This window comes from Cupriavidus sp. L7L (assembly GCF_004353535.1).
Lineage (GTDB): Bacteria > Pseudomonadota > Gammaproteobacteria > Burkholderiales > Burkholderiaceae > Cupriavidus > Cupriavidus oxalaticus_A.
The window spans coordinates 130,351-149,584 of the sequence record NZ_SMNY01000028.1; the positions used below are offsets into that span (position 1 = coordinate 130,351).

Here is a 19,234-nt window from a genome sequence, read left to right on the forward strand (position 1 = left end):
CGTTTGCGGCAATAATGCGGGATCGGCGCCGGCGGGCAAGCTGCCGCCGGCGCCTCTCCAACCCCCACTTCGACTCGCATTGCCATGAACCAGTACACCGGCTCCCTGAGCCATATCCCCTTCCTTGCCGACCTCGGCGTGACCTGTAGCGTTGCAGAGAGCGGGCGCAGCGAGATCTCGCTGCCGGTTGAAAAACGCCACCAGAACAGCTGGGACATGGCCCACGGCGGCGTGATCATGACGCTGCTCGACGTGGCCATGGCGGTGGCCGGCCGCAGCAGCGATGCCGATGGCCGTGGCGTGGTGACCATCGAGATGAAGAGCAGCTTCATGGCGCCGGGCCGCGGCCAGCTGACCGCGCGCGGCACCACCGTGCACCGCACCACCACCATGGTGTTCTGCGAGGCGGAGATTGTCGATGCCGACGGCAAGACCGTGGCGCGCGGCTCGGGCACGTTCAAGTACATCCGGCGCATGCCGCCGCAGCGCCCGGGCGAAACCGATACCGGCGCCGACGGCTGAGCACCGGCGCCAGGACAGCGCGGGGCGGCTGGAGCCCCGCTTAGCAGCAGTTTCCATCTCCCATTGGAAGGAACCCGACCATGTCCAACACATTCAAGCGCATCGTCCTGGCCTCTCGTCCCGAGGGCGCGGTGACGCCGGCCAATTTCCGGCTGGAAGAAGTGCCCGTGCCGCAGATCGCCGACGGCCAGGTGCTGGTGCGCAACCACTACCTGTCGCTCGACCCGTACATGCGCGGCCGCATGAACGACAGCAAGTCGTATGCCGCGCCGCAGCCGCTTAATGAAGTGATGATCGGTGGCACCGTCGGCGAAGTGGTGGAAAGCAAAAACAGCAAGTTCAAGCCGGGCGACAAGGTGGTCGGCATGTTCGGCTGGCAGGAAATGGGCGTCAGCGACGGCACCGGCCTGCAGCCGGTCGATACCACGCATATCCCGCTGTCGGCCTACCTTGGTTCGGTCGGCATGCCGGGCGTGACCGCGTGGTATGGCCTGAACAAGATCATCCAGCCCAAGGCGGGCAAGACCATCGCGGTCAGCGCCGCGTCGGGCGCGGTCGGCAGCGTGGTGGGCCAGCTGGCCAAGCTGGCGGGCTGCCGCGCGGTGGGCTTTGCCGGCGGCAAGGACAAGTGCGACTACGTGGTCAATGAGCTGGGCTTCGACGCCTGTATCGACTACAAGGCGGCAAAAGACCCGAAAGAGCTCTACACCATGCTCAAGGAAGCCACGCCAGACGGTATCGACGGCTATTTCGAGAACGTCGGCGGCGAGATCTTCGACGCAGTGCTGTCGCGCATGAATGCCTTCGGCCGCATCGCCATGTGCGGCATGATCGCCGGCTATGACGGCCAGCCGCTGCCGCTGAAGAACCCGCAGCTGATCCTGGTCTCGCGCCTGACCATCGAGGGCTTTATCGTGTCCGAGCACATGGAAGTCTGGCCGCAGGCGCTGAAGGAACTGGGCACCGCGGTCGCGCAAGGCAAGCTGAAGTTCCGCGAGAGCATTGCCGAAGGCCTGGCGAGCGCGCCGGAAGCCTTCATGGGGCTGCTCAAGGGCAAGAACTTCGGCAAGCAGCTGGTCAAGCTGATCTGAATGCAGCACCGGCACGCCGCGTCCCCACGGGCGTGCCGCGCAGCGAACGCAGGCAAGACAGTGCAGGCAAGACAGCGCAGGCAAGAAAGAGGAGGAGACACCCATGAATGCCCCGCAAGTTCCGCAAGTCCAGCAAGACACTAGCGACGATATCGGCGCCGGCCTGCCTGAAGAGGTCAAGGCCCGCTACCGCAACCTGCCGCGGCCGCCGCAGTTCGCCACCGTGGGCGAGGAGCGCCTGCACCGCAAGCAGCGCCTGGCCGCCGCCTTCCGGCTGTTCTCGAAATTCGGCTTCGATGAGGGCGTGGCCGGCCATATCACCGCGCGCGATCCCGAGTTTCCCGACACCTTCTGGGTCAATCCCTTCGGCGTGCATTTCAGCCAGGTCAAGGTGTCCAACCTGATCCGCTGCGACCACCATGGCGACGTGGTGGAGGGCGATTACCCGGTCAATGCCGCGGCTTTTGCGATCCATTCGCGCGTGCACCAGACCCGCCCCGACGCGGTCGCCGCCGCGCACTCGCACAGCACCTATGGCCGCGCCTGGTCGACGCTCGGCCGCCCGCTCGATGCGCTGACGCAGGACGTGTGCGCGTTCTACAACGACCATGCGGTCTATGACGACTTTGGCGGCGTGGTGGTCGAGCTGGACGAAGGCCAGCGCATCGCCAACGCGCTCGGGCAGAACAAGGCCGCGATCCTGCAGAACCACGGCCTGCTGACGGTCGGCAAGACCGTGGACGAAGCGGCGTGGTGGTTCATCACGATGGAACGCTCGTGCCAGGTGCAGCTGCTGGCCGAGGCCGCCGCGGCGCGCACGCAGGCGCCGCTGAAGGTGATTGCCGACGCTGCCGCACGGCAGGCGTATTCGATCGTCGGCACGGCGCAGGCGGGCTGGTTCCAGTTCCAGCCGCTGTATGCGCGCATCGTCAGGGAACAGCCCGACCTGCTGGACTGAGCGGCCTGCGGAAGGCATTGCAATGCGGCCGCCGCATGGCGGCCATCCCTGCAGTCGATCAACAACCGTGAGGTGGCACGCATGGCAGACATCATCCTTCACCAGTACGCAACCTCGCCGTTCTCGGAAAAGGTACGGCTGCTGCTGGGCGCCAAGGGCCTGGCGTGGCAGGCGGTGGAAATCCCGGCCATCCTGCCCAAGCCCGACCTGCTGGCGCTGACCGGCGGCTACCGTCGCACGCCGGTGATGCAGGTCGGCGCCGACATTTATTGCGACACGGCCCTGATCTGCGAAGTCATCGACCAGCTGGCCCCGGCCACGCCGCTGTATCCGCCCACGCAGGCCGCGGCGGCGCGCATGATGGCGGCGTGGTTCGACAGTGCGCTGTTCACCGCTGCCGCGACCTACGTGTTCCAGCCGGCCGGCGTCGCCAGCATGCTGGGCCATCTGTCGCCCGCGCAGATCCAGGCGTTTGTCGCCGACCGCAAGGCCATGCGTGGCGACACCAACGCGCTGCGCATGCCGCTGCCCGAGGCCACCGCGCAGTTGCACGAGACCTTTGGCAGGGTCGAAACGCAGTTCGCCGCGGGCGTTGAGTATGTGGCCGGGCCATTGCTGTCCGTGGCGGACTTCTCGCTGTACCACAACCTCTGGTTTATCCGCCGCGCCGGCGCTCTGGCCCAGATGCTGGAGGCCTATCCCAGGCTGCAGGCCTGGTATGCGCGCATGAATACCTTCGGCCACGGGCGTCCGCGCGTGATCGATGGCGAGCAGGCCATCGGCATGGCGCGTAGCGCAGATCCGGTGGCGCTCGACGAAGGCGTGCGCGAGGGCGAAGGCCTGCAGCCGGGCGACCCGGTCACGGTCACGCCCACCGACTACGCGCGCGACCCCGTGGCCGGCGTGCTGCTGGCACTGGGCCCGCACCGCGTCACGCTGCGCCGGCAGGACCCGCGCGCGGGCGCGCTCAACGTGCACTTCCCGCGGCAGGGCTACCAGGTACAGCGCGCCGCCTGAACCGGTGCTGCGCTGCGCCGCTGCGCGCGGCCCTTCTCCTATTGATTTCACGCGACAGGACAGACGACATGAAGGATTTTTCCAACAAGGTAGCCGTCATCACCGGTGGTGCTTCGGGGTTTGGCAAGGAATTCGCCCGCATCGGCGCCGATCTCGGCATGAAGCTGGTGCTGGCCGACGTGCAGGAAGACGCGCTGGACGCGACCGTGGCCGAATTCAAGGCGCGCAACGTCCCGGTGATCGGGCTGCGCACCGACGTGTCGCGCGCCGAGCAGGTGCAGGCGCTGGCCGACGCGGCGATGGAGGCGTTCGGGCAGGTCAACCTGCTGTTCAACAATGCCGGCGTGGGCGCCGGCGGACTGGTCTGGGAAAACTCGCTGCAGGACTGGGAGTGGGTGCTGGGCGTCAATCTCTACGGCGTGATCCACGGCGTGCGCATCTTCACCCCGCTGATGCTGGCCGCCGCGGAGAAGGACCCGTCGTACCAGGGCCATATCGTCAACACCGCGTCGATGGCGGGCTTGCTCAACCCGCCGGCGATGGGCGTGTACAACGTGTCCAAGCACGCCGTGGTGTCGCTGTCGGAAACGCTGTACCAGGACCTCGGCCTGGTCAGCGAGCAGGTGCGCTGCTCGGTACTGTGCCCGTATTTCGTGCCGACCGGCATCAACCAGTCGCAGCGCAACCGGCCGGCGGAGCTGGCCAACCAGGCGCCGCCCACGCGTTCGCAGCTGGTGTCGCAGGCGCTGTCGGACAAGGCCGTCGGCTCGGGCAAGGTGACCGCGGCCGAGGTGGCGCAGAAAACCTTCGATGCCATCCGCGCCGATAGCTTCTATATTTATTCGCATCCGCAGGCACTGGCGCCGGTGCGCCAGCGCTTCGAGGACATCGTCGGGCCGCGCAACCCCGGCGATCCCTTTGCCGACAAGCCCGAAGTCCGTGCGGGCCTCGTGGCCGCGCTGCGCGGCTGACGCGCCAACGCCACCAACGAGGAGCCACGCACATGGAGACCGCCATGGCCGCCCCCGCCGTCATCCGGCACCTGCAGTACGCCAGCCTGCCCAACGGCACCCGGCTGCACTACGCCAGCGCAGGCGAGCGCGGCAAGCCGCTGATGCTGTTCGTGCACGGATTCCCCGAGTTCTGGTACGAGTGGGAAGCCCAGCTGGCCGAGTTCGGGCACACGCATTTCGCCGTCGCGCCGGACTTGCGCGGCTTCAACCTGTCGAGCAAGCCGGGCGACGTAGAGTCCTACCGGCCGCGCCATATCGTCGAAGACCTGGTGCAGTTCATCGGTGCGCTGGGCTATGACCAGGCCATCGTTGTCGCGCACGACTGGGGCGGCGCGATCTGCTGGAACCTGGCGATCCAGTTCCCGCAGCTCGTGCGCCAGCTCGTCATCATCAACTCGCCGCACCCGTACCTGTTCGCGCGCGCGCTGGCCACCGATCCGGAGCAGCAGGCCGCCTCCGCCTACATGAACTGGCTGCGCAAGTCGGGTTCGGAGAAGGCACTGGCCACCAACGACTTTGCGCTGCTGGACCGCATGCTTGCCGATGCCGACGGCAAGCCGGCCGCGTGGTACACGCCGCAGACACGCGAGCGCTACCACGCCGCGTGGTCGCAGCCTGGCGAAGAGGGTGGAGAGGGTGAAGGGGGCGTGCATCCGCTGACCGGCGGCGTCAATTTCTACCGCGCGTCGCCGATGCGGCCGCCGGCCGACGGCGACGCGGGGCCGGATCTGTCAAAGCTCGATCCGGCCAGGTTCGTCATCCGCGTGCCGACGCTGGTGATCTGGGGCGAACGCGACCGCGCCTTGCCGAAATCCCTGCTCAATGGCCTGGAGGACTTTGTCACGGACCTGCGCCTGGAGCGCATCCCGGACGGCACCCACTGGGTCGTGCACGAGCAGCCGGAGCACGTCAACCTGCTGATCCGCAGCGCATTGCCTGCGGTTTAGCTGCGCCCTGCGGCATCCGGAAGGCCTGCGCTACAGGTTCTGACGCAGGCCCGGCGGCCAGCGTCAGGTCAGGCGCTCGCGGTACAGGCGGTAGTTCTCGTCGTCGAAGCAGACGAAGGTCACCTGCTCGATCTCGGGCGCTGCCGCCAGCGCTTCGCGCACCGCGGCGATGGCGATATCCGCCGCGCGCTCGCGCGGAAAGCCGTAGATGCCGGTGCTGATGTTGGGGAAGGCGAGCGTGCGCAGGTGGTGCTGCGTGGCCACGCGGATGCTGTTGCGGTAGGCGTCGGCGAGCTGTTCGTCCTCGCCCTGGCCGCCGCCATGCCAGACCGGGCCGACCGCGTGGATCACGTACGGCGCGGGCAGGCGCCCGCCCGTGGTGATGACCGCCTCGCCGGTGGGGCAGCCGCCCTGCGCGTCGCGGATCGCGCGGCAGGCCTCCATGATGGCGGGGCCGCCGGCCCCGTGGATGGCGCCGTCGACGCCGCCGCCGCCCAGCAGCCCGCTGTTGGCCGCGTTGACGATGGCATCGACTTCCATCCGGGTGATGTCGCCATGGACTACCTGCAGGTGCTCGCCGGTCATGTCGTCTCCTGGTTTGAGAGCGCGCCCGCCGCGGTGCCGGCGGGCCACCTTGCTGCTATGCACTACATGGATTGCTCAAGCATACGCCGATAATCCGCCGCGCTGGCTTCTTTCGGGTTGGTCTTGTGGCAATGGTCGGCCAGCGCGCCGGCAATCACCTTGTCGAACATGTCCTCGGTGACGCCCATCTGGCGCAGTCCGGTGGGCAGGCCAAGGCGTGCGGTCATGTCGTGCACGGCCTGCGCGAGATCGGCGCCGTCGGGCAGATGCATGGCGCGGCGCAGGCGCGCGTAGCGGTTGTCGCGCACCACCGTGGGCGCGTCGGCGTTGAAGCGCAGCACCGCCGGCATCACCACCGCGTTAAGCGTGCCGTGATGCAGGCCGGTGCGGCCGTCGATCTTCAGGCCGCCCAGCGGGTGCGATAGCGAATGCACGCAGCCCAGCCCTTTCTGGAAGGCCATCGCCCCCTGCATCGATGCGCTCATCATGTTCAGCCGCGCATCGCGGTCCTGGCCGTCGCGGGTGGCGCGCTCGATATGGGTCCAGCCGCGCTCCAGCCCGTCGAGCGCGATACCGTCGGCGGGCGGGTTGAAGGCGGGGGCGAGGTAGGTCTCGATGCAGTGCGCGATCGCGTCCATGCCGGTGGCCGCGGTCAACCCGGCCGGCAGGCCCAGCGTCAGCTCCGGATCGCAGATGGCCGATTTGGGCAGCAGGTGCCACGAGTGGAAGCCCAGCTTGCGCCCGTCGTCGAGAATGATGATGGCGCCGCGCGCCACTTCGCTGCCGGTGCCCGAGGTGGTCGGCACGGCGATCAGCGGCGCGGCCTGATCGGTGATCCTGGCGCTGCCGCCTTCGATGGTGGCATAGGTGGTCAGCTCGCCCGGGTGCGTGGCGAGGATGGCGATGCCCTTGGCCAGGTCGATCGACGATCCGCCGCCCACTGCCACCAGCCCGTCGCAGCCGGCCTCGCGGTATTGCGCGGCGGCCTTGCGCACCATCGCCTCGGTCGGATTCGATGGGGTCTCGTCGAATACCGCGACTGGCAGGCCCTGCATGGCGTCGATGGCGCGCTGCGCCACGCCGGCCGCAACCACGCCCTTGTCGGTGACCAGCAGGGGGCGGCGGATGCCGATGCGCTCGCATTCCGACTTGAGCAGGCTGACCGCGCCGAAATCCAGGTGGATGTGGGTCAGATAGTAGATAAACGCCATATTTGCTTGCCTCCTGCAAGGATCTGCCGCGAACCGGGGTCAGGGTAAGGCACTGGCCAGGCGCGCTGCCTTCGGTTTCAATGAGTTGTTGTGACCCGCGCCGCGCGTCAGCCGATCATCGCGCAAAAAGTGGCCGCGTGGCAGGGGCTGGCGAGAGCTTTCGGGGTTATCTCGTACTGCCTCGTTTCAGAAACATCTGGCATCATACTAAAATCGAACGATCGTTCACTATTCGAACTTCCACCCGGGCGGCGTGCACGACACGCTGGCCGTCGCAGCGGAAGCTCGGATTTAACTGATTTCTCATGTCCGCCGTACCATCCTCCGTCAACCAAATGCCCGGCTTGCCGTCGGCGCAGCTCGACCCGCAGGTGGCACAGCTGCTGGAACTGATCGCCCGCGCCAAGCGGCCGCCGATCAACGCACTGGACCCGGAGGACGCCAAGATCGCCTACGAGAAGAGCGCGCCGATCCTCGACATCAGCCCGCCCGCCGTGCACGCAACCGAAGACCTGCACGTGCCCGCGCGTGACGGCCATGCCATCCCGGCGCGGCTGTACACGCCGCGCGAGGCCAGCTGGGCCGAGCCGCTGCCACTGCTGGTGTACTACCACGGCGGCGGCTTTACGGTCGGCAGCGTCAATTCGCATGATGCGCTGTGCCGGCTGCTGTGCGGCGAGGCCGATTGCATGGTGCTGTCGGTGGATTACCGCCTCGGGCCAGAATGGCGCTTTCCAGCCGCGGTCAACGACGCGTTCGACGCGCTGCACTGGATCTTTGCCGAGGCCGGGCGGCTGGGCGCCGACCCCGCCCGCATCGCGCTGGGCGGCGACAGCGCCGGCGGCACGCTGGCCGCGGCCAGCGCGGTAGAGGCGCGCAACGCCGGGTTCGCGCCCGTGCTGCAGATGCTGTTGTACCCCGGCACCTGCGCGCGCCAGGACACGCCGTCGCACCGTGCACTGGCCGAGGGGTACCTGCTGACCGCTGAAATGATCCGCTGGTTCTTCGCGCAGTACCTGGACCAGGACGCCAGCCGCGACGACTGGCGCTTCGCCCCGCTGGACGGTGGCGGCGACGGCGCCGACGTGCGCAATGTGTGCCCGGCGTGGGTCGCGGTGGCGGGCTACGACCCGCTGCATGACGAAGGCGTCGCCTACGCGGCCAAGCTGCGCGCCGCCGGCGTGCCGGCCACGCTGGCGAACTACCCCGGCATGATCCATGATTTCTTCAAGCTGGGCCGGTTCGTGCCGGCGGTGGCGCAGGCGCATGCCGATGCCGTCGCTGCGCTGCGCGCCGCGTTCGGCCAATCCTGATAACAACGCAGCACCGAACTTTTCAGCAGTGACTTGCAGCACAAGGAGACCTAGTCAAATGCAACGCCGCCAATTTATCGCCCGCGCGGGCCTCGCCGCCGCTACCGCAGCCATCGGCCTGTCCGCCATGCCTGCCCAGGCACAGGCCGACAAGTTCCCGCAGCGCCCGATCCGCCTGGTGATCGGCTATACCGCCGGCGGCTCCACCGACATCCCGTTCCGCGTCCTGGCCGACAACGCCTCCAAGATCCTGGGCCAGCCGGTGATCGTCGAGAACAAGCCCGGCGCTGGCGGCGTGCTGCCCGCGCAGCTGATGCAGACCACCGCGCCCGACGGCTACACGCTGGCGCAGGTCGCCATGCCGGTCTACCGCCTGCCGTACACCACCAAGATCAACTGGGACCCGGTCAAGGACCTGAGCTACATCATCAACCTGGCCGGCTATTCGTTCGGCCTGGTGGTGCCGGCCGATTCGCCGATCAAGACCATGCAGGATTACGTCGCCTACGCCAAGGCCAATCCGGGCAAGCTCACCTATGGGTCGCCGGGCAGCATGACCACGCTGCACCTGACCATGGAAGAACTGGCGCTGAAGCAGGGCGTGCAGTTCTCGCATATCCCATACAAGGGCAATGCGGAATCGATGCAGGCGCTGCTGGGCGGCCATGTGATGTCGGTGGCCGACACGCCGGCGTGGGCTCCGTACGTGGAGCAGGGCAAGCTGCGCCTGCTGTCGACCTGGGGCGAGAAGCGCTCGGCGCGCTTCCCCAACGTGCCGACGCTGAAGGAACTGGGCATGGGCATCGTGCAGACCTCGCCGTTCGGCCTGGTCGCGCCCAAGGGCACGGATCCGAAGATCGTGCAGAAGCTGCATGACGCCTTCAAGAAGGCGATGGAAATGCCCAACTACCGCGAATCGCTGGCCAAGTTCGACATGGAGCCGTTCTACATGAACAGCCAGCAGTACGCGCAGTTCGCCGCCGAAACCGTCAAGAAGGAAAAGGCGATCATCGAGAAGCTGGGCCTGGCCAAGCCGCAGTAAGCCAGCACCAGTTGCGTTCAACCAGGCCGCCGCGCCTGCCGGACCCGTGCCGGCGGGGCGGCGGCCTGATGCTTTGCATTGCTCCGACAAACAAACAGGGAGACCACGTCAATGGCCAAAGAGGAGTTCCGCCACACCATCCCGCTGCGCGTGCGCTGGTCCGAAGTCGATCCGCAATCGATCGTCTTCAATGCGCATTACCTGACCTATTGCGATATCTGCGTGACGGAGTACTGGCGCGCGCTGGGGATCCGCTATCCCGAGGACGTATTGCACGCGCATGGCGTCGATATCTTTGTGGTCAAGTCCACGCTGGAGTATCACGCATCGGCGCGCTTTGACGACGAGCTGGAACTGCGCGGGCGCATGGCGCGGCTGGGGCGATCCAGCATGTTGTTCCGGGTGGAGATGTACCGGGGCGACGAGCACCTGATCACCGGTGAAATCGTCTATGTGTGCGCGGATCCGGCGACGCAGAAGTCGGCGGCGATCCCGGGGGTGGTGCGGGAGATTATCGAGGGGTATGAAGTGGTGAAGCCGGCGGGGTGATGGCGTGCCACTGAGCCTTGAATCCCGCATGTTTGCTCCCCTCTCCCGCTAGCGGGAGAGGGAACAGGCTCTCAGTAGCTGAGGAGGCCGTCGTCATAGCGAAGGCGGCAAATTTTTACTTGCCCACACCCGCATCTTCCATATAAGCCCGGATCACTGCATCAAAGCTGGCATCGCTCTCGAATCCCAGCGACAAGGCCCGTTCCGCATTCCATGCCGCCGGCCAGGTGCCGACGATCTTCTCGACGCGCTCTTCGCGTTCCCAGGTCACCCGATCCGCCACCGCATCGCCGGCCACGCGGCGCAGCGCATCGACCATGCCCGCGGCCGTCACCGACAGCCCCGGCAGGTTGATCACGCGGCGGTTGCCCAGCCGTTCGCCGGCCAGTTCGATGCCATTGATCAGCGCGGCCACCGCCGCGCGCGGCGACAGCAGCCACAGTTTGGTCTCCGGCGCCACCGGGCAGTTCGCTGCCACGCCGGACAGCGGCTCGCGGATGATGCCGCTGGCAAACGACGAGGCCGCCGCATTGGGCTTGCCCGGGCGCACGCTGATGGTCGGCAGGCGCAGCACGCGGCCGTCGACGAAGCCGCGGCGGCTGTAGTCGGACAGCAGCAGTTCGCCGATCGCCTTTTGCACGCCGTACGACGATTGCGGGTTCAGTGCGGTGTCGTCCTGCACCACCGCCGGCAGCTCGCCGCCATAGACCGCGACGGAGCTGGTGAACAGCACGCGCGGCTTGTGGCCCAGCTCGCGGCAGGTTTCGAGCAGCGCGCGCGAGGCGTCGAGGTTGACGCGCATGCCCAGTTCGAAATCCGCCTCGGCCTGGCCGCTGACCACGGCCGCCAGGTGGAACACCGCGCCGGTGTCCTGGTCGATGGCCTGGCGCAGCACCGCCGGGTCGGACAGGTCGCCGGTCACCACGCGCACGCGCGCATCGTCAAGACCTTGCGGCGCGACCACGTCGAGCAGCGTCAGGCGGTCGAAGGCGACGGCCTGGCCGTCCAGGTTCAGGGTGCCGCGTTGCAGCAGCAGGCGGGCGAGTTGCAGGCCGAGGAAGCCGGCGCCGCCGGTAATCAGTATGTTCATGGCAAGAGATCTGTGGTTGTTCTGTAATCAGCGGCCGAGGTAGGGCTTGAGCCAGCCCAGTCCTTCGGACGTGCCGGCACGCGGACGGTATTCGCAACCGATCCAGCCCTTGTAGCCGAGCGAGTCGATCAGGTCGAACAGGTACGGGTAGTTCAGCTCGCCCAGGTCCGGCTCATGGCGCTCGGGCACGCCGGCGATCTGGATATGGCCGATGCCGGCCATGTCGCGCCTGAGCTTCATCGCGATATCGCCCTCGACGATCTGGCAGTGGTAGCAGTCGAACTGCACCTTCAGGTTGGCCGCGCCGACTTCCTTGCAGATCGCCTGCGCGTCGTCCTGGCGGTTCAGGAAATAGCCCGGCATGTCGCGCGTGTTGATCGGCTCCAGCACGATGGTCACACCCTGCGCGGCAGCCGCCTTCGCGGCAAAAGCGACGTTTTCCAGGTAGGTGGCGCGGTAGCGCGCGCGGTCGGCATCGGCCGGCACCAGGCCCGCCATCACGTGCACGCGGTCATTGCCGATCACGCCGGCGTATTCCAGCGCGCGGCCGAGGGCGTCGCGGAATTCCGCCTCGCGCCCCGGCAGCGAGGCCAGTCCACGCTCGCCCGCTGCCCAGTCACCCGGCGGGGCGTTGAACAGCGCCTGGGTGAGGCCGTTCGCGTCGAGGCGTGCGCGCAGCTCGGCGGCGGGGTGCTCGTACGGGAACAGGTACTCCACCGCCTGGAAGCCGTCCGCCGCCGCAGCGGCGAAGCGATCCAGGAAAGCGTGCTCGTTGTACATCATCGAGAGATTTGCGGCGAAGCGCGGCATGGGAACTCCAGAGCGTAGGACGAAGCCGGGCCGGTCGCGGCCAGCGCGACCGGCCCGGCCGGATTTCAGCGATTGACCAGTTTAGCCGGCGTCAACCACACCAGCACGGCGCCAACCACCAGGATCGCGGACAGCACGTACATCGGCAGCTGCGTGCTGTGCGTCAGGTCCTTGAGCGCGCCGACCATGTACGGCGACACGAAGCCGGCCAGGTTGCCGACCGAGTTCACCACGGCGATGCCGGAGGCGGCGGCAATGCCGGACAGGAACGCGGTGGGCAGCGACCAGAACAGCGGCGCGCAGGTCAGCACCCCGGCGGCGGCCAGCGACAGCGCGGCGATGGACACGGTCGTATTGTTGGTGAACGAGGCGGCAATGGCAAAGCCCGCGGCACCCATCAGCGCCGGCACGATCAGGTGCCAGCGGCGTTCCTGGCGCGCGTCGGCGCTGTGGCCGAGGATGTTCATGACGACGATGGCGCAGATGAACGGGATCGCCGACAGCAGGCCGATCTTCAGGTTGCCGGTGACGCCGCTGGCCTTGACCAGCGTGGGCATCCAGAACGTCAGCGCGTACTGGCCGGTGACGAAGCAGAAGTAGATCAGGCACATCCACCACACGCGGCGGTCGCTGAACACGGCGCCCAGCGAATGCCCGTGCGCCTGGCCCGCGGCGGCGCCGGCCTTCTGCTGGTCTTCCTCGACATTGCGCTTGAGCACGCGCTTTTCATCGGCGCTGAGCCACGGGGCCTTGTCGATGCCGTCGCGCAGCACGAAGATCGTCACCACGCCGATGACCAGCGCGGGCAGGGCTTCCAGCAGGAACATCCATTGCCAGCCGCTCATGCCATGCGTGCCGTTGAAGGCGTCCATGATCCAGCCCGACAGCGGGTTGCCGAACATGCCGGCGACCGGGATGCCCGACATGAACAGCGCGATCATCTTGGCGCGGCGGTTGGCCGGGTACCAGTAGGTCAGGTACAGGATCACGCCGGGGTAGAAGCCCGCCTCGGCCAGGCCGAGCAGGAAGCGCATCACGTAGAACTGGGTCGGCGTCTGCACGAACACGAACAGCGCCGAGATGATGCCCCACGTGATCATGATGCGCGCGATCCAGATGCGCGCGCCGATCTTGTGCATCAGCAGGTTGCTGGGCACTTCGAACAGGAAGTAGCCGATGAAGAACAGGCCGGCGCCCAGGCCGAACACGGTCTCGGAAAAGGCCAGGTCCTGGCCCATCTGCAGCTTGGCGAAGCCGACGTTGACGCGGTCGAGGTAGGCGACCACGTAGCACAGCATCAGGAACGGCATGATGCGCCAGAACACCTTGTTGTAGGCGCGTTTCTCGATCTGGGTGTCGGTGTCGAGCCGGGCGTTGCCGCCCAGGCTGTCGAAGGCTGGCACGCTGGCCGCCGGTTGGTTGGATGGCATTGGTGGTCTCCGGGTAGAGTCAGTCTGGTCTAGTAATGGGTGGCGGCCGCGCGAATTGCAGGCATGCGCGTGTCCCGCACGGTGGCCGCAAGGCAACCGCGCCGGTCAGATCCGTATGGCCGTGTCAGTCGGAAAAACGGGTGGCCGTGCTACCAGCGCGCCTGGAAGGCGTCACGCAATTCAGCCAGTGCGCCGTCAGGCAGCGCCGCGCGGGCGGCGAAGCCCGGCGTGTCTTTCATCATCATCCATAGCTTGGCGGTCTCCTCCAGTTCTTCCAGCGCGAACGCGGCGCGCGAGACGCTGGACTCCCACACCACCGGACCGAGGCGCTTCAGCAGCACGCCGCGCACCTGCGCGGCCAGCGTGGCCACGCGCGCGGCGACCGCGGGATCGCCGGGCCGGTGATAGGGAATCAGCGGGATATGGCCGACCTTCATCACGTAATACGGCGTGAGCGGCGGCAGTACGTCGTCCGGTTGCCAGGCACCGGCCAGCGTCAGGGCCACGAGGTGCGTCGAGTGCGTGTGCACCACGGCGTGCGCCCCGGGGTTATTGTCGTAGATCGCGCGATGCAGCGTGAGCGTCTTGGACGGCTTGTCGCCCGACACCCAGGTGCCGTCGGCGGCGACCTTGGCTACCGCGGCCGGATCCATCATGCCCAGGCAGGCGTCGGTCGGGGTGATCAGCCAGCCATCGTCCAGCCGCGCGCTGATGTTGCCGGCCGAGCCGACGGTATAGCCGCGCTGGTAGAGGCTGGCGCCGATGCGGCAGATCTCTTCGCGCAGCTTGCTTTCGGTGCTCATCATTGGCCTCCGAGCTGGCGCAGCGCTTCGTCAAAGAAGTCCGGGCCGCCGAAATTGCCCGACTTGAGCGCCAGGGCCAGCGGCGTGGCGCCGAGCGTGACCGTGGCCGGCACGCCGGGTGCGATCTGCGTGCCAATGCGCAGCGCGCGGACGTTCAGCGCCTGCACCACGGCGCCGGAGGTCTCGCCGCCGGCGACGACAAAGCGGCGCGTGCCGCGTGCGAGCAGGCCGGCCGCGACGGTGGCCAGGCATTGCTCGACCAGGTGGCCGGCGCGCTCGACGCCCAGTTCGGCCTGCACGGCCTTGACCTCGTCGGGGCTGGAAGTGGCGTAGACCAGCACCGGCTCGTCGTGCGAGGCGGCGAAGTCCAGCGCGGCGTCGGCCACGGCTTCGCCGCGCGCCAGCGCGAGCGGGTCGATGCGCAGCGCCGGGCGGCCTTGCTCCAGCCAGCGGGCCACTTGCCCGTTGGTCGCGCGCGAGGCGCTGCCGGCCAGCACCACGCCCGGGCCGTCGACGGCCGGGACCGCGTCGGCATCGCCACGCTGCGGCAGCAGGCCGGCGCGGCGGAAATTCCCGGGCAGGCCCAGCGCGATGCCGGAGCCGCCGGTGATCAGCGGCAGGCCGGCGCAGGCTTCGCCCAGCGTGAGCAGGTCGGCGTCAGACACCGCATCGGCGACCGCCAGCCGCACGCCGTCGTGGCGCAGCGACGCGATGCGGTCGGCCGTGGCCTGCGCGCCGCGCGCGACCGCGTCATAGCGCAGCAGGCCGACCTTGCTCTGGCTTTGGCGCTGCAGCACGCGCACCAGGCTGGCATCGGTCATCGGCGTCAGCGGGTGGTGCTCCATGCCCGATTCGTTGAGCAGCGCATCGCCCACGAACAGGTGGCCGCGGAAGATGGTGCGGCCGTTCTCGGGGAAGGCGGGGCAGGCGATGGTGAAATCGCTGTCCAGCGCGTTCAGCAGCGCTTCGGCGACCGGGCCGATATTGCCGGCATCGGTCGAATCGAAGGTCGAGCAGTACTTGAACACGAACTGGCGGCAGCCCTGCGCGCGCAGCCATTCCAGCGCGGCCAGCGACTGCGCCACGGCCTCGGCGGCGGGGATGGTGCGCGATTTCAGCGCGACCACCAGCGCATCGGCCGCGCCGGTATCGGCCACGGATTCAGGCACGCCGATGGTCTGCACGGTGCGCATGCCATTGCGCACCAGCGTGTTGGCGAGGTCGGTGGCGCCGGTAAAGTCGTCGGCGATACAGCCAAGGAGCGCGGTCATCGTTGGTGCTCCTTATTCGGCCGTGCCCGGCAGTTCGATGCCCGGGAAGATCTTGATCACGGCCGAATCGTCTTCGCCGCCGTGGCCGGCGGTGGAGGCCATCATGAACATCTGGTGCGCGGCGGCCGACAGCGGCAGCGGGAATTTGCTGGTGCGCGCGGTGTCGAGCACCATGCCCAGGTCCTTGACGAAGATGTCGACCGCCGACAGCGGCGTGTAGTCGCCCTTCAGGATATGCGGCACGCGGTTCTCGAACATCCACGAATTGCCGGCGCTGTGCGTGATCACGTCATAGAGCGCGTCCGGGTCCACGCCTTCGCGCATGCCAAGCGCCATCGCCTCGGCCGCGGCGGCGATATGCACGCCGGCCAGCAACTGGTTGATGATCTTGACCTTGGAGCCCGCGCCGTGGGCGGCGCCCAGGCGGTATACCTTGCCGGCGATGGCGGCCAGCACGTCCTCTGCCAGCGCGTAGGCTTCGGCGGGGCCCGAGGTCATCATGGTCATCTCGCCGCTGGCGGCGCGCGCGGCACCGCCGGAGACCGGCGCGTCAAGCATCAGCAGGCCCTTTTCGGCGAGGCGCTGTCCCAGCGTCTCGGCAAAGCCCGGCGGCACCGTGGCGCTGGCGATCACCAGCTTGCCCGGCTGCATCTCGGCCACGGCGCCGTTGGCGCCGAACAGCACGGCCTCGGTCTGCTGCGCGTTGACGACCAGCGTCAGCACCACGTCGCAGCGGCTGCCCAGCTCGGCGGGCGACGCGCACGGCACGCCGCCTTCATCGGCAAAGCGCTGCAGTACTTCGGGACGCAGGTCGCAGGCGTGCACCTTGAAACCGGCACGCAGCAGCGACTGCGCGACACCAAAGCCCATGGCACCAAGGCCGATGACGCCGATATTCCTGGACATAGAGGACTCCTGAATCTGATACGGGGAAAGCTTGAAAGGTGCGGCTGGCGTCAGTTCGACGCGCCCCGCGTGCCGGCGGCTTCGTCGTCACCGGTGCCGTTCTCGTCGGCACCCAGCTGGGCCAGCCGGCGGGCGGCGTTGTACATGTGGTTCTGCGCGGCATTGCGCGCGGCCAGCGGGTCGCCGGCGCGGATCGCCGCGACGATGGCCTGGTGTTCCTCGCGCACCTGGCGCGAGAAGTCGGCGCGGCGTGCCTCGTTGGTCCGGGTTACGCGGGTGGCCGCTTCGAGGTACTGGCTGAGGAATTCCAGTGTCTTCAGGAAGTAGGGGTTGCCGGTGGCGCCGGCGATGGCGCGATGGAAGGCCACGTCCGCGGCCACGCCGTCGCCGCCTTGCCCGACTTCCTCGTCGATGCGGGCCAGCGCGGCATCGATGGCGGCCATCGATGCGTCGGTGCGGCGGCGCGCGGCCTGCGCGGCCACCTCGGCTTCGATCGCGCGGCGCAGCTCGACGATCTGCAGCACCGATTCCAGCGTGCCGGTGTCGGTGTAGTCGATGCGCAGCGGCCGGATGCCGGCCTGCAGCGTCACGAACACGCCGCTGCCCTGGCGCGATTCGACGACGCCTTCGTACTTCAGCCGGGAAATCGCCTCGCGCACCACGGTGCGGCTGACGCCGAACTCTTCGGACAGCACCGCCTCGGTGGGCAGCTTGTCGCCGCGGGCAAAGGCGCCGCTCTGGATCTTGTCCAGCAGCTGTTCGGCGACGTTGTCGGTCAGCGCTCGGGCAGGGACTTTCTGGAACATGCGGATTCGCCGGGTTATTCGGTAATCAGGTCATCATACAAATTTGCTAGGACGATGCGATCCCGGGAAAACCCTAGGATGGTGCGTTGGTAGTTACCAATGCTCCACTTTGGTGCTTCGCCGCCTGCCCCGGGCTGGCGTATCATGGGCGCCCGCCCGAGCCTGGAAGGCCGGGACACCTATTGCTACCCAAGCCAGACCCAACCGCCATGCCAGTCACCGTCCTGATCTGCCCCTGGTCCGAAGCGCGCGAACGTGCCCGCGCCATCCGCTACACCGTGTTTGTCGAAGAGCAAAACGTGCCGGTGGAACTGGAATGGGACGAATGGGACGAGCCCAGCTGGCACGCGCTGGCGCTGGCCGGGGATGGCACCCCGGTGGCCACGGGCCGGCTGCTGCCCGACGGACATATCGGCCGCATGGCCGTGCTGAAGGCGGCGCGCGGCACCGGCGTCGGCGCGCAGGTGCTGCGGGCGCTGATGGAGAAGGCCGCGCAACTCGGCTACCCGGAACTGGTGCTCAATGCCCAGACCCATGCCGCGCCGTTTTACCTGCGCGCGGGGTTTGCCCAGTCGGGGGAGGAGTTCGAAGAGGCCGGCATCCCGCATATCGAGATGCGCAAGCGGCTGGCGGGCTGAGCGCCCGCTGCCGCCATTACCGCGGCGCCTGCACGATGCCCGTATCGCGCGGCAGGTTCAGCTTGCCGTGGTAGGACACCTCGCCGATGCGGCCACTGGCGTCGAAGCTGCGTTCGCTCAGGTCGAAGCGGCCATCGTGCCGCACGCGCAGCACCGTGCTGGCGCGGGTGCCGTATGACGCCGAGCGGATAAATGCCGATGACAGCAGCTTCTCCCACTCCGGCGCGACGCCGGTGGAGGGCAGCTCGAAATCCGCCGCCTGGCGCTCGTCGGCCAGCATCTGCAGGTAGGGCTCGGCGCTGGCATCGGCGCGCCCGCTGTCGGCCGCCAGCACCTCGGCAAGCGCGCCCACGCGGCTGCGCACCTTGGGCCAGGGGGTGTCGAGCAGTGCATTGGACAACCCGTACAGCCCCGGGCGCAGCTTCTGCGGCTGGCGCGTGGCCGAGCGGTTGCTGTACCACCAGAGTTCGCGCAGGTCGCAGGCAAGCAGGTTGAAGCCGTTGTAGCAGCCATCCTCGCCGGCCAGCCCGTCGAGATAATCGAACGGCGCGTCATGGCCGCGCAGGAAGCCGGCCACCAGCTCGCCGCGCGAGCGCGCGTCGGTGCGTTTCTCGGAAGGGGCGCGGTAATTGGTCAGCGCGGCAAAACGCCCGTCGGCGTTGACGCCCATCCAGGTGCCGGGCTCGCCGATCACTTCCGCCAGGTCGCGTCCGGCCAGCACCTGAGGCGCATCCTGCCACCAGTGCACGGCCGCCGCGGGGCGGACATAGAATTCATCGCGGTTGCCGGCAACGACCAGGGCATAGTCCGGGTGGGATTGCCAGGCAACCAGGATCAGGCACATCGTTCGGCTTCCTTTGCCGCCGGGGACGCTGGGGGCGCGGGCGTTCCGGCGTACTTCGCGTTTCTGCGGTTCCGGGACGCTACAGCACGTCCAGGTCGATAAAGTGTTCGGCCTGCCGCTCGCCGTCCACCCACTGGTCCAGCCCGCTCTGGCGCCACAGGCCGGCCAGCGTGACATCGAAGGCGGGCGGCACGTCGGCGTAGCATTCCATCCAGGTCTGCACGCCGGCTCGGGTCTCGGGCCTGCGCATCAGCGTACCACCAATTCCGGTCGCCTCGGCAACCGTCTCCATCCAGCGGTGCCAGAGCGGCAGCGCTTCGGCGGCAACGGCCTCGGGCACGCGGAAATAGACGAACAGGTGGTCGCTCATGGCAGGGTCCCGGTTCCG

Annotated in this window: 21 protein-coding genes; 10 read left to right on the forward strand and 11 right to left on the reverse strand. The window is 68.0% G+C overall.

The genetic code is table 11. The features are described 5' to 3' along the window. The first annotated feature begins 84 nt into the window (after nucleotides 1-84). From E1J61_RS26375 to E1J61_RS26400, 6 genes are all read left to right on the forward strand, one after another. Complete coding sequence (locus E1J61_RS26375; RefSeq protein ID WP_133096886.1) at nucleotides 85-522, forward strand: PaaI family thioesterase; 438 nt, start codon at nucleotides 85-87, stop codon at nucleotides 520-522. Between the two features lie 80 nt (nucleotides 523-602). After that, nucleotides 603-1,613, forward strand: coding sequence for an NADP-dependent oxidoreductase (locus tag E1J61_RS26380; protein ID WP_133096887.1), 1,011 nt, complete (start codon nucleotides 603-605; stop codon nucleotides 1,611-1,613). A 103-nt stretch (nucleotides 1,614-1,716) separates the two neighbouring features. Continuing rightward, on the forward strand, nucleotides 1,717-2,571 hold the full coding sequence (locus E1J61_RS26385; RefSeq protein WP_133096888.1) for a class II aldolase/adducin family protein: 855 nt from the start codon (nucleotides 1,717-1,719) through the stop codon (nucleotides 2,569-2,571). Nucleotides 2,572-2,652: 81 nt separating this feature from the next. Next, nucleotides 2,653-3,588: a glutathione S-transferase family protein gene (locus E1J61_RS26390; RefSeq protein WP_133096889.1), complete on the forward strand. Its 936-nt coding sequence runs from the start codon at nucleotides 2,653-2,655 to the stop codon at nucleotides 3,586-3,588. A gap of 68 nt (nucleotides 3,589-3,656) precedes the next feature. Next, nucleotides 3,657-4,559, forward strand: a complete 903-nt coding sequence (locus E1J61_RS26395; RefSeq protein ID WP_133096890.1) for an SDR family oxidoreductase — start codon at nucleotides 3,657-3,659, stop codon at nucleotides 4,557-4,559. A gap of 32 nt (nucleotides 4,560-4,591) precedes the next feature. Continuing rightward, entirely contained in the window at nucleotides 4,592-5,548 is a 957-nt protein-coding gene (locus E1J61_RS26400; protein WP_133096891.1) for an alpha/beta fold hydrolase, read from the forward strand. A 63-nt stretch (nucleotides 5,549-5,611) separates the two neighbouring features. On the opposite strand, the gene E1J61_RS26405 is transcribed toward E1J61_RS26400, so the two are convergent. Together E1J61_RS26405 and E1J61_RS26410 are read right to left on the reverse strand one after the other, a co-directional pair. Next, a complete protein-coding gene (locus E1J61_RS26405) occupies nucleotides 5,612-6,133 on the reverse strand; it encodes an O-acetyl-ADP-ribose deacetylase (protein ID WP_133096892.1) in 522 nt (173 codons plus the stop codon). Between the two features lie 62 nt (nucleotides 6,134-6,195). Further along, nucleotides 6,196-7,344 (reverse strand): iron-containing alcohol dehydrogenase, encoded by a 1,149-nt coding sequence (locus tag E1J61_RS26410; RefSeq protein WP_133096893.1) that lies wholly within the window; start codon nucleotides 7,342-7,344, stop codon nucleotides 6,196-6,198. 305 nt (nucleotides 7,345-7,649) lie between these two features. Between E1J61_RS26410 and E1J61_RS26415 the strand changes: the two genes are divergently transcribed. The 3 genes from E1J61_RS26415 (at nucleotide 7,650) to E1J61_RS26425 (ending at nucleotide 10,248) form a co-directional block, all read left to right on the forward strand. Continuing rightward, nucleotides 7,650-8,657: an alpha/beta hydrolase gene (locus tag E1J61_RS26415; RefSeq protein ID WP_133096894.1), complete on the forward strand. Its 1,008-nt coding sequence runs from the start codon at nucleotides 7,650-7,652 to the stop codon at nucleotides 8,655-8,657. Nucleotides 8,658-8,715: 58 nt separating this feature from the next. After that, nucleotides 8,716-9,699 (forward strand): tripartite tricarboxylate transporter substrate binding protein, encoded by a 984-nt coding sequence (locus E1J61_RS26420; protein WP_133096895.1) that lies wholly within the window; start codon nucleotides 8,716-8,718, stop codon nucleotides 9,697-9,699. Between the two features lie 111 nt (nucleotides 9,700-9,810). Next, on the forward strand, nucleotides 9,811-10,248 hold the full coding sequence (locus E1J61_RS26425; protein ID WP_063241858.1) for a YbgC/FadM family acyl-CoA thioesterase: 438 nt from the start codon (nucleotides 9,811-9,813) through the stop codon (nucleotides 10,246-10,248). A 115-nt stretch (nucleotides 10,249-10,363) separates the two neighbouring features. Here E1J61_RS26425 and denD read toward each other — a convergent pair whose 3' ends face one another. From denD to E1J61_RS26460, 7 genes are all read right to left on the reverse strand, one after another. Further along, the gene (gene denD, locus E1J61_RS26430) at nucleotides 10,364-11,338 is read right to left on the reverse strand and encodes a D-erythronate dehydrogenase (protein WP_133096896.1); all 975 of its coding nucleotides are present in this window, start codon (nucleotides 11,336-11,338) and stop codon (nucleotides 10,364-10,366) included. Nucleotides 11,339-11,365: 27 nt separating this feature from the next. Then, a complete protein-coding gene (gene otnI, locus E1J61_RS26435) occupies nucleotides 11,366-12,148 on the reverse strand; it encodes a 2-oxo-tetronate isomerase (protein WP_133096897.1) in 783 nt (260 codons plus the stop codon). Between the two features lie 65 nt (nucleotides 12,149-12,213). Next, the gene (locus E1J61_RS26440) at nucleotides 12,214-13,578 is read right to left on the reverse strand and encodes an MFS transporter (RefSeq protein WP_133096898.1); all 1,365 of its coding nucleotides are present in this window, start codon (nucleotides 13,576-13,578) and stop codon (nucleotides 12,214-12,216) included. 149 nt (nucleotides 13,579-13,727) lie between these two features. Further along, nucleotides 13,728-14,381, reverse strand: coding sequence for an aldolase (locus tag E1J61_RS26445; protein WP_133096924.1), 654 nt, complete (start codon nucleotides 14,379-14,381; stop codon nucleotides 13,728-13,730). Then, entirely contained in the window at nucleotides 14,381-15,652 is a 1,272-nt protein-coding gene (otnK, locus tag E1J61_RS26450) for a 3-oxo-tetronate kinase (RefSeq protein WP_133096899.1), read from the reverse strand. The genes E1J61_RS26445 and otnK overlap by 1 nt, the downstream gene beginning before the upstream one ends. Before the next feature lie 12 nt (nucleotides 15,653-15,664). Further along, nucleotides 15,665-16,558 (reverse strand): L-threonate dehydrogenase, encoded by an 894-nt coding sequence (gene ltnD / locus E1J61_RS26455; protein WP_133096900.1) that lies wholly within the window; start codon nucleotides 16,556-16,558, stop codon nucleotides 15,665-15,667. A gap of 50 nt (nucleotides 16,559-16,608) precedes the next feature. Beyond that, a complete protein-coding gene (locus E1J61_RS26460; protein ID WP_133096901.1) occupies nucleotides 16,609-17,364 on the reverse strand; it encodes a FadR/GntR family transcriptional regulator in 756 nt (251 codons plus the stop codon). A gap of 209 nt (nucleotides 17,365-17,573) precedes the next feature. Here E1J61_RS26460 and E1J61_RS26465 point away from each other — a divergent pair, with 209 nt between their 5' ends. Then, nucleotides 17,574-18,002, forward strand: coding sequence for a GNAT family N-acetyltransferase (locus E1J61_RS26465; RefSeq protein WP_133096902.1), 429 nt, complete (start codon nucleotides 17,574-17,576; stop codon nucleotides 18,000-18,002). A gap of 16 nt (nucleotides 18,003-18,018) precedes the next feature. On the opposite strand, the gene E1J61_RS26470 is transcribed toward E1J61_RS26465, so the two are convergent. Further along, nucleotides 18,019-18,846, reverse strand: coding sequence for an NRDE family protein (locus tag E1J61_RS26470; protein WP_133096903.1), 828 nt, complete (start codon nucleotides 18,844-18,846; stop codon nucleotides 18,019-18,021). A gap of 79 nt (nucleotides 18,847-18,925) precedes the next feature. Next, on the reverse strand, nucleotides 18,926-19,216 hold the full coding sequence (locus tag E1J61_RS26475) for a DUF4936 family protein (protein WP_029048215.1): 291 nt from the start codon (nucleotides 19,214-19,216) through the stop codon (nucleotides 18,926-18,928). Between the last annotated feature and the right edge of the window lie 18 nt (nucleotides 19,217-19,234).

Excerpts from the sequence above, each read along its gene's own strand:
- E1J61_RS26375 (WP_133096886.1), top strand. The coding sequence starts at position 85 with ATGAACCAGTACACCGGCTCCCTGAGCCATATCCCCTTCCTTGCCGAC.
- E1J61_RS26380 (WP_133096887.1), top strand. The coding sequence starts at position 603 with ATGTCCAACACATTCAAGCGCATCGTCCTGGCCTCTCGTCCCGAGGGC.
- E1J61_RS26385 (WP_133096888.1), top strand. The coding sequence starts at position 1,717 with ATGAATGCCCCGCAAGTTCCGCAAGTCCAGCAAGACACTAGCGACGAT.
- E1J61_RS26390 (WP_133096889.1), top strand. The coding sequence starts at position 2,653 with ATGGCAGACATCATCCTTCACCAGTACGCAACCTCGCCGTTCTCGGAA.
- E1J61_RS26395 (WP_133096890.1), top strand. The coding sequence starts at position 3,657 with ATGAAGGATTTTTCCAACAAGGTAGCCGTCATCACCGGTGGTGCTTCG.
- E1J61_RS26400 (WP_133096891.1), top strand. The coding sequence starts at position 4,592 with ATGGAGACCGCCATGGCCGCCCCCGCCGTCATCCGGCACCTGCAGTAC.
- E1J61_RS26405 (WP_133096892.1), bottom strand. The coding sequence starts at position 6,133 with ATGACCGGCGAGCACCTGCAGGTAGTCCATGGCGACATCACCCGGATG.
- E1J61_RS26410 (WP_133096893.1), bottom strand. The coding sequence starts at position 7,344 with ATGGCGTTTATCTACTATCTGACCCACATCCACCTGGATTTCGGCGCG.
- E1J61_RS26415 (WP_133096894.1), top strand. The coding sequence starts at position 7,650 with ATGTCCGCCGTACCATCCTCCGTCAACCAAATGCCCGGCTTGCCGTCG.
- E1J61_RS26420 (WP_133096895.1), top strand. The coding sequence starts at position 8,716 with ATGCAACGCCGCCAATTTATCGCCCGCGCGGGCCTCGCCGCCGCTACC.
- E1J61_RS26425 (WP_063241858.1), top strand. The coding sequence starts at position 9,811 with ATGGCCAAAGAGGAGTTCCGCCACACCATCCCGCTGCGCGTGCGCTGG.
- denD (WP_133096896.1), bottom strand. The coding sequence starts at position 11,338 with ATGAACATACTGATTACCGGCGGCGCCGGCTTCCTCGGCCTGCAACTC.
- otnI (WP_133096897.1), bottom strand. The coding sequence starts at position 12,148 with ATGCCGCGCTTCGCCGCAAATCTCTCGATGATGTACAACGAGCACGCT.
- E1J61_RS26440 (WP_133096898.1), bottom strand. The coding sequence starts at position 13,578 with ATGCCATCCAACCAACCGGCGGCCAGCGTGCCAGCCTTCGACAGCCTG.
- E1J61_RS26445 (WP_133096924.1), bottom strand. The coding sequence starts at position 14,381 with ATGAGCACCGAAAGCAAGCTGCGCGAAGAGATCTGCCGCATCGGCGCC.
- otnK (WP_133096899.1), bottom strand. The coding sequence starts at position 15,652 with ATGACCGCGCTCCTTGGCTGTATCGCCGACGACTTTACCGGCGCCACC.
- ltnD (WP_133096900.1), bottom strand. The coding sequence starts at position 16,558 with ATGTCCAGGAATATCGGCGTCATCGGCCTTGGTGCCATGGGCTTTGGT.
- E1J61_RS26460 (WP_133096901.1), bottom strand. The coding sequence starts at position 17,364 with ATGTTCCAGAAAGTCCCTGCCCGAGCGCTGACCGACAACGTCGCCGAA.
- E1J61_RS26465 (WP_133096902.1), top strand. The coding sequence starts at position 17,574 with ATGCCAGTCACCGTCCTGATCTGCCCCTGGTCCGAAGCGCGCGAACGT.
- E1J61_RS26470 (WP_133096903.1), bottom strand. The coding sequence starts at position 18,846 with ATGTGCCTGATCCTGGTTGCCTGGCAATCCCACCCGGACTATGCCCTG.
- E1J61_RS26475 (WP_029048215.1), bottom strand. The coding sequence starts at position 19,216 with ATGAGCGACCACCTGTTCGTCTATTTCCGCGTGCCCGAGGCCGTTGCC.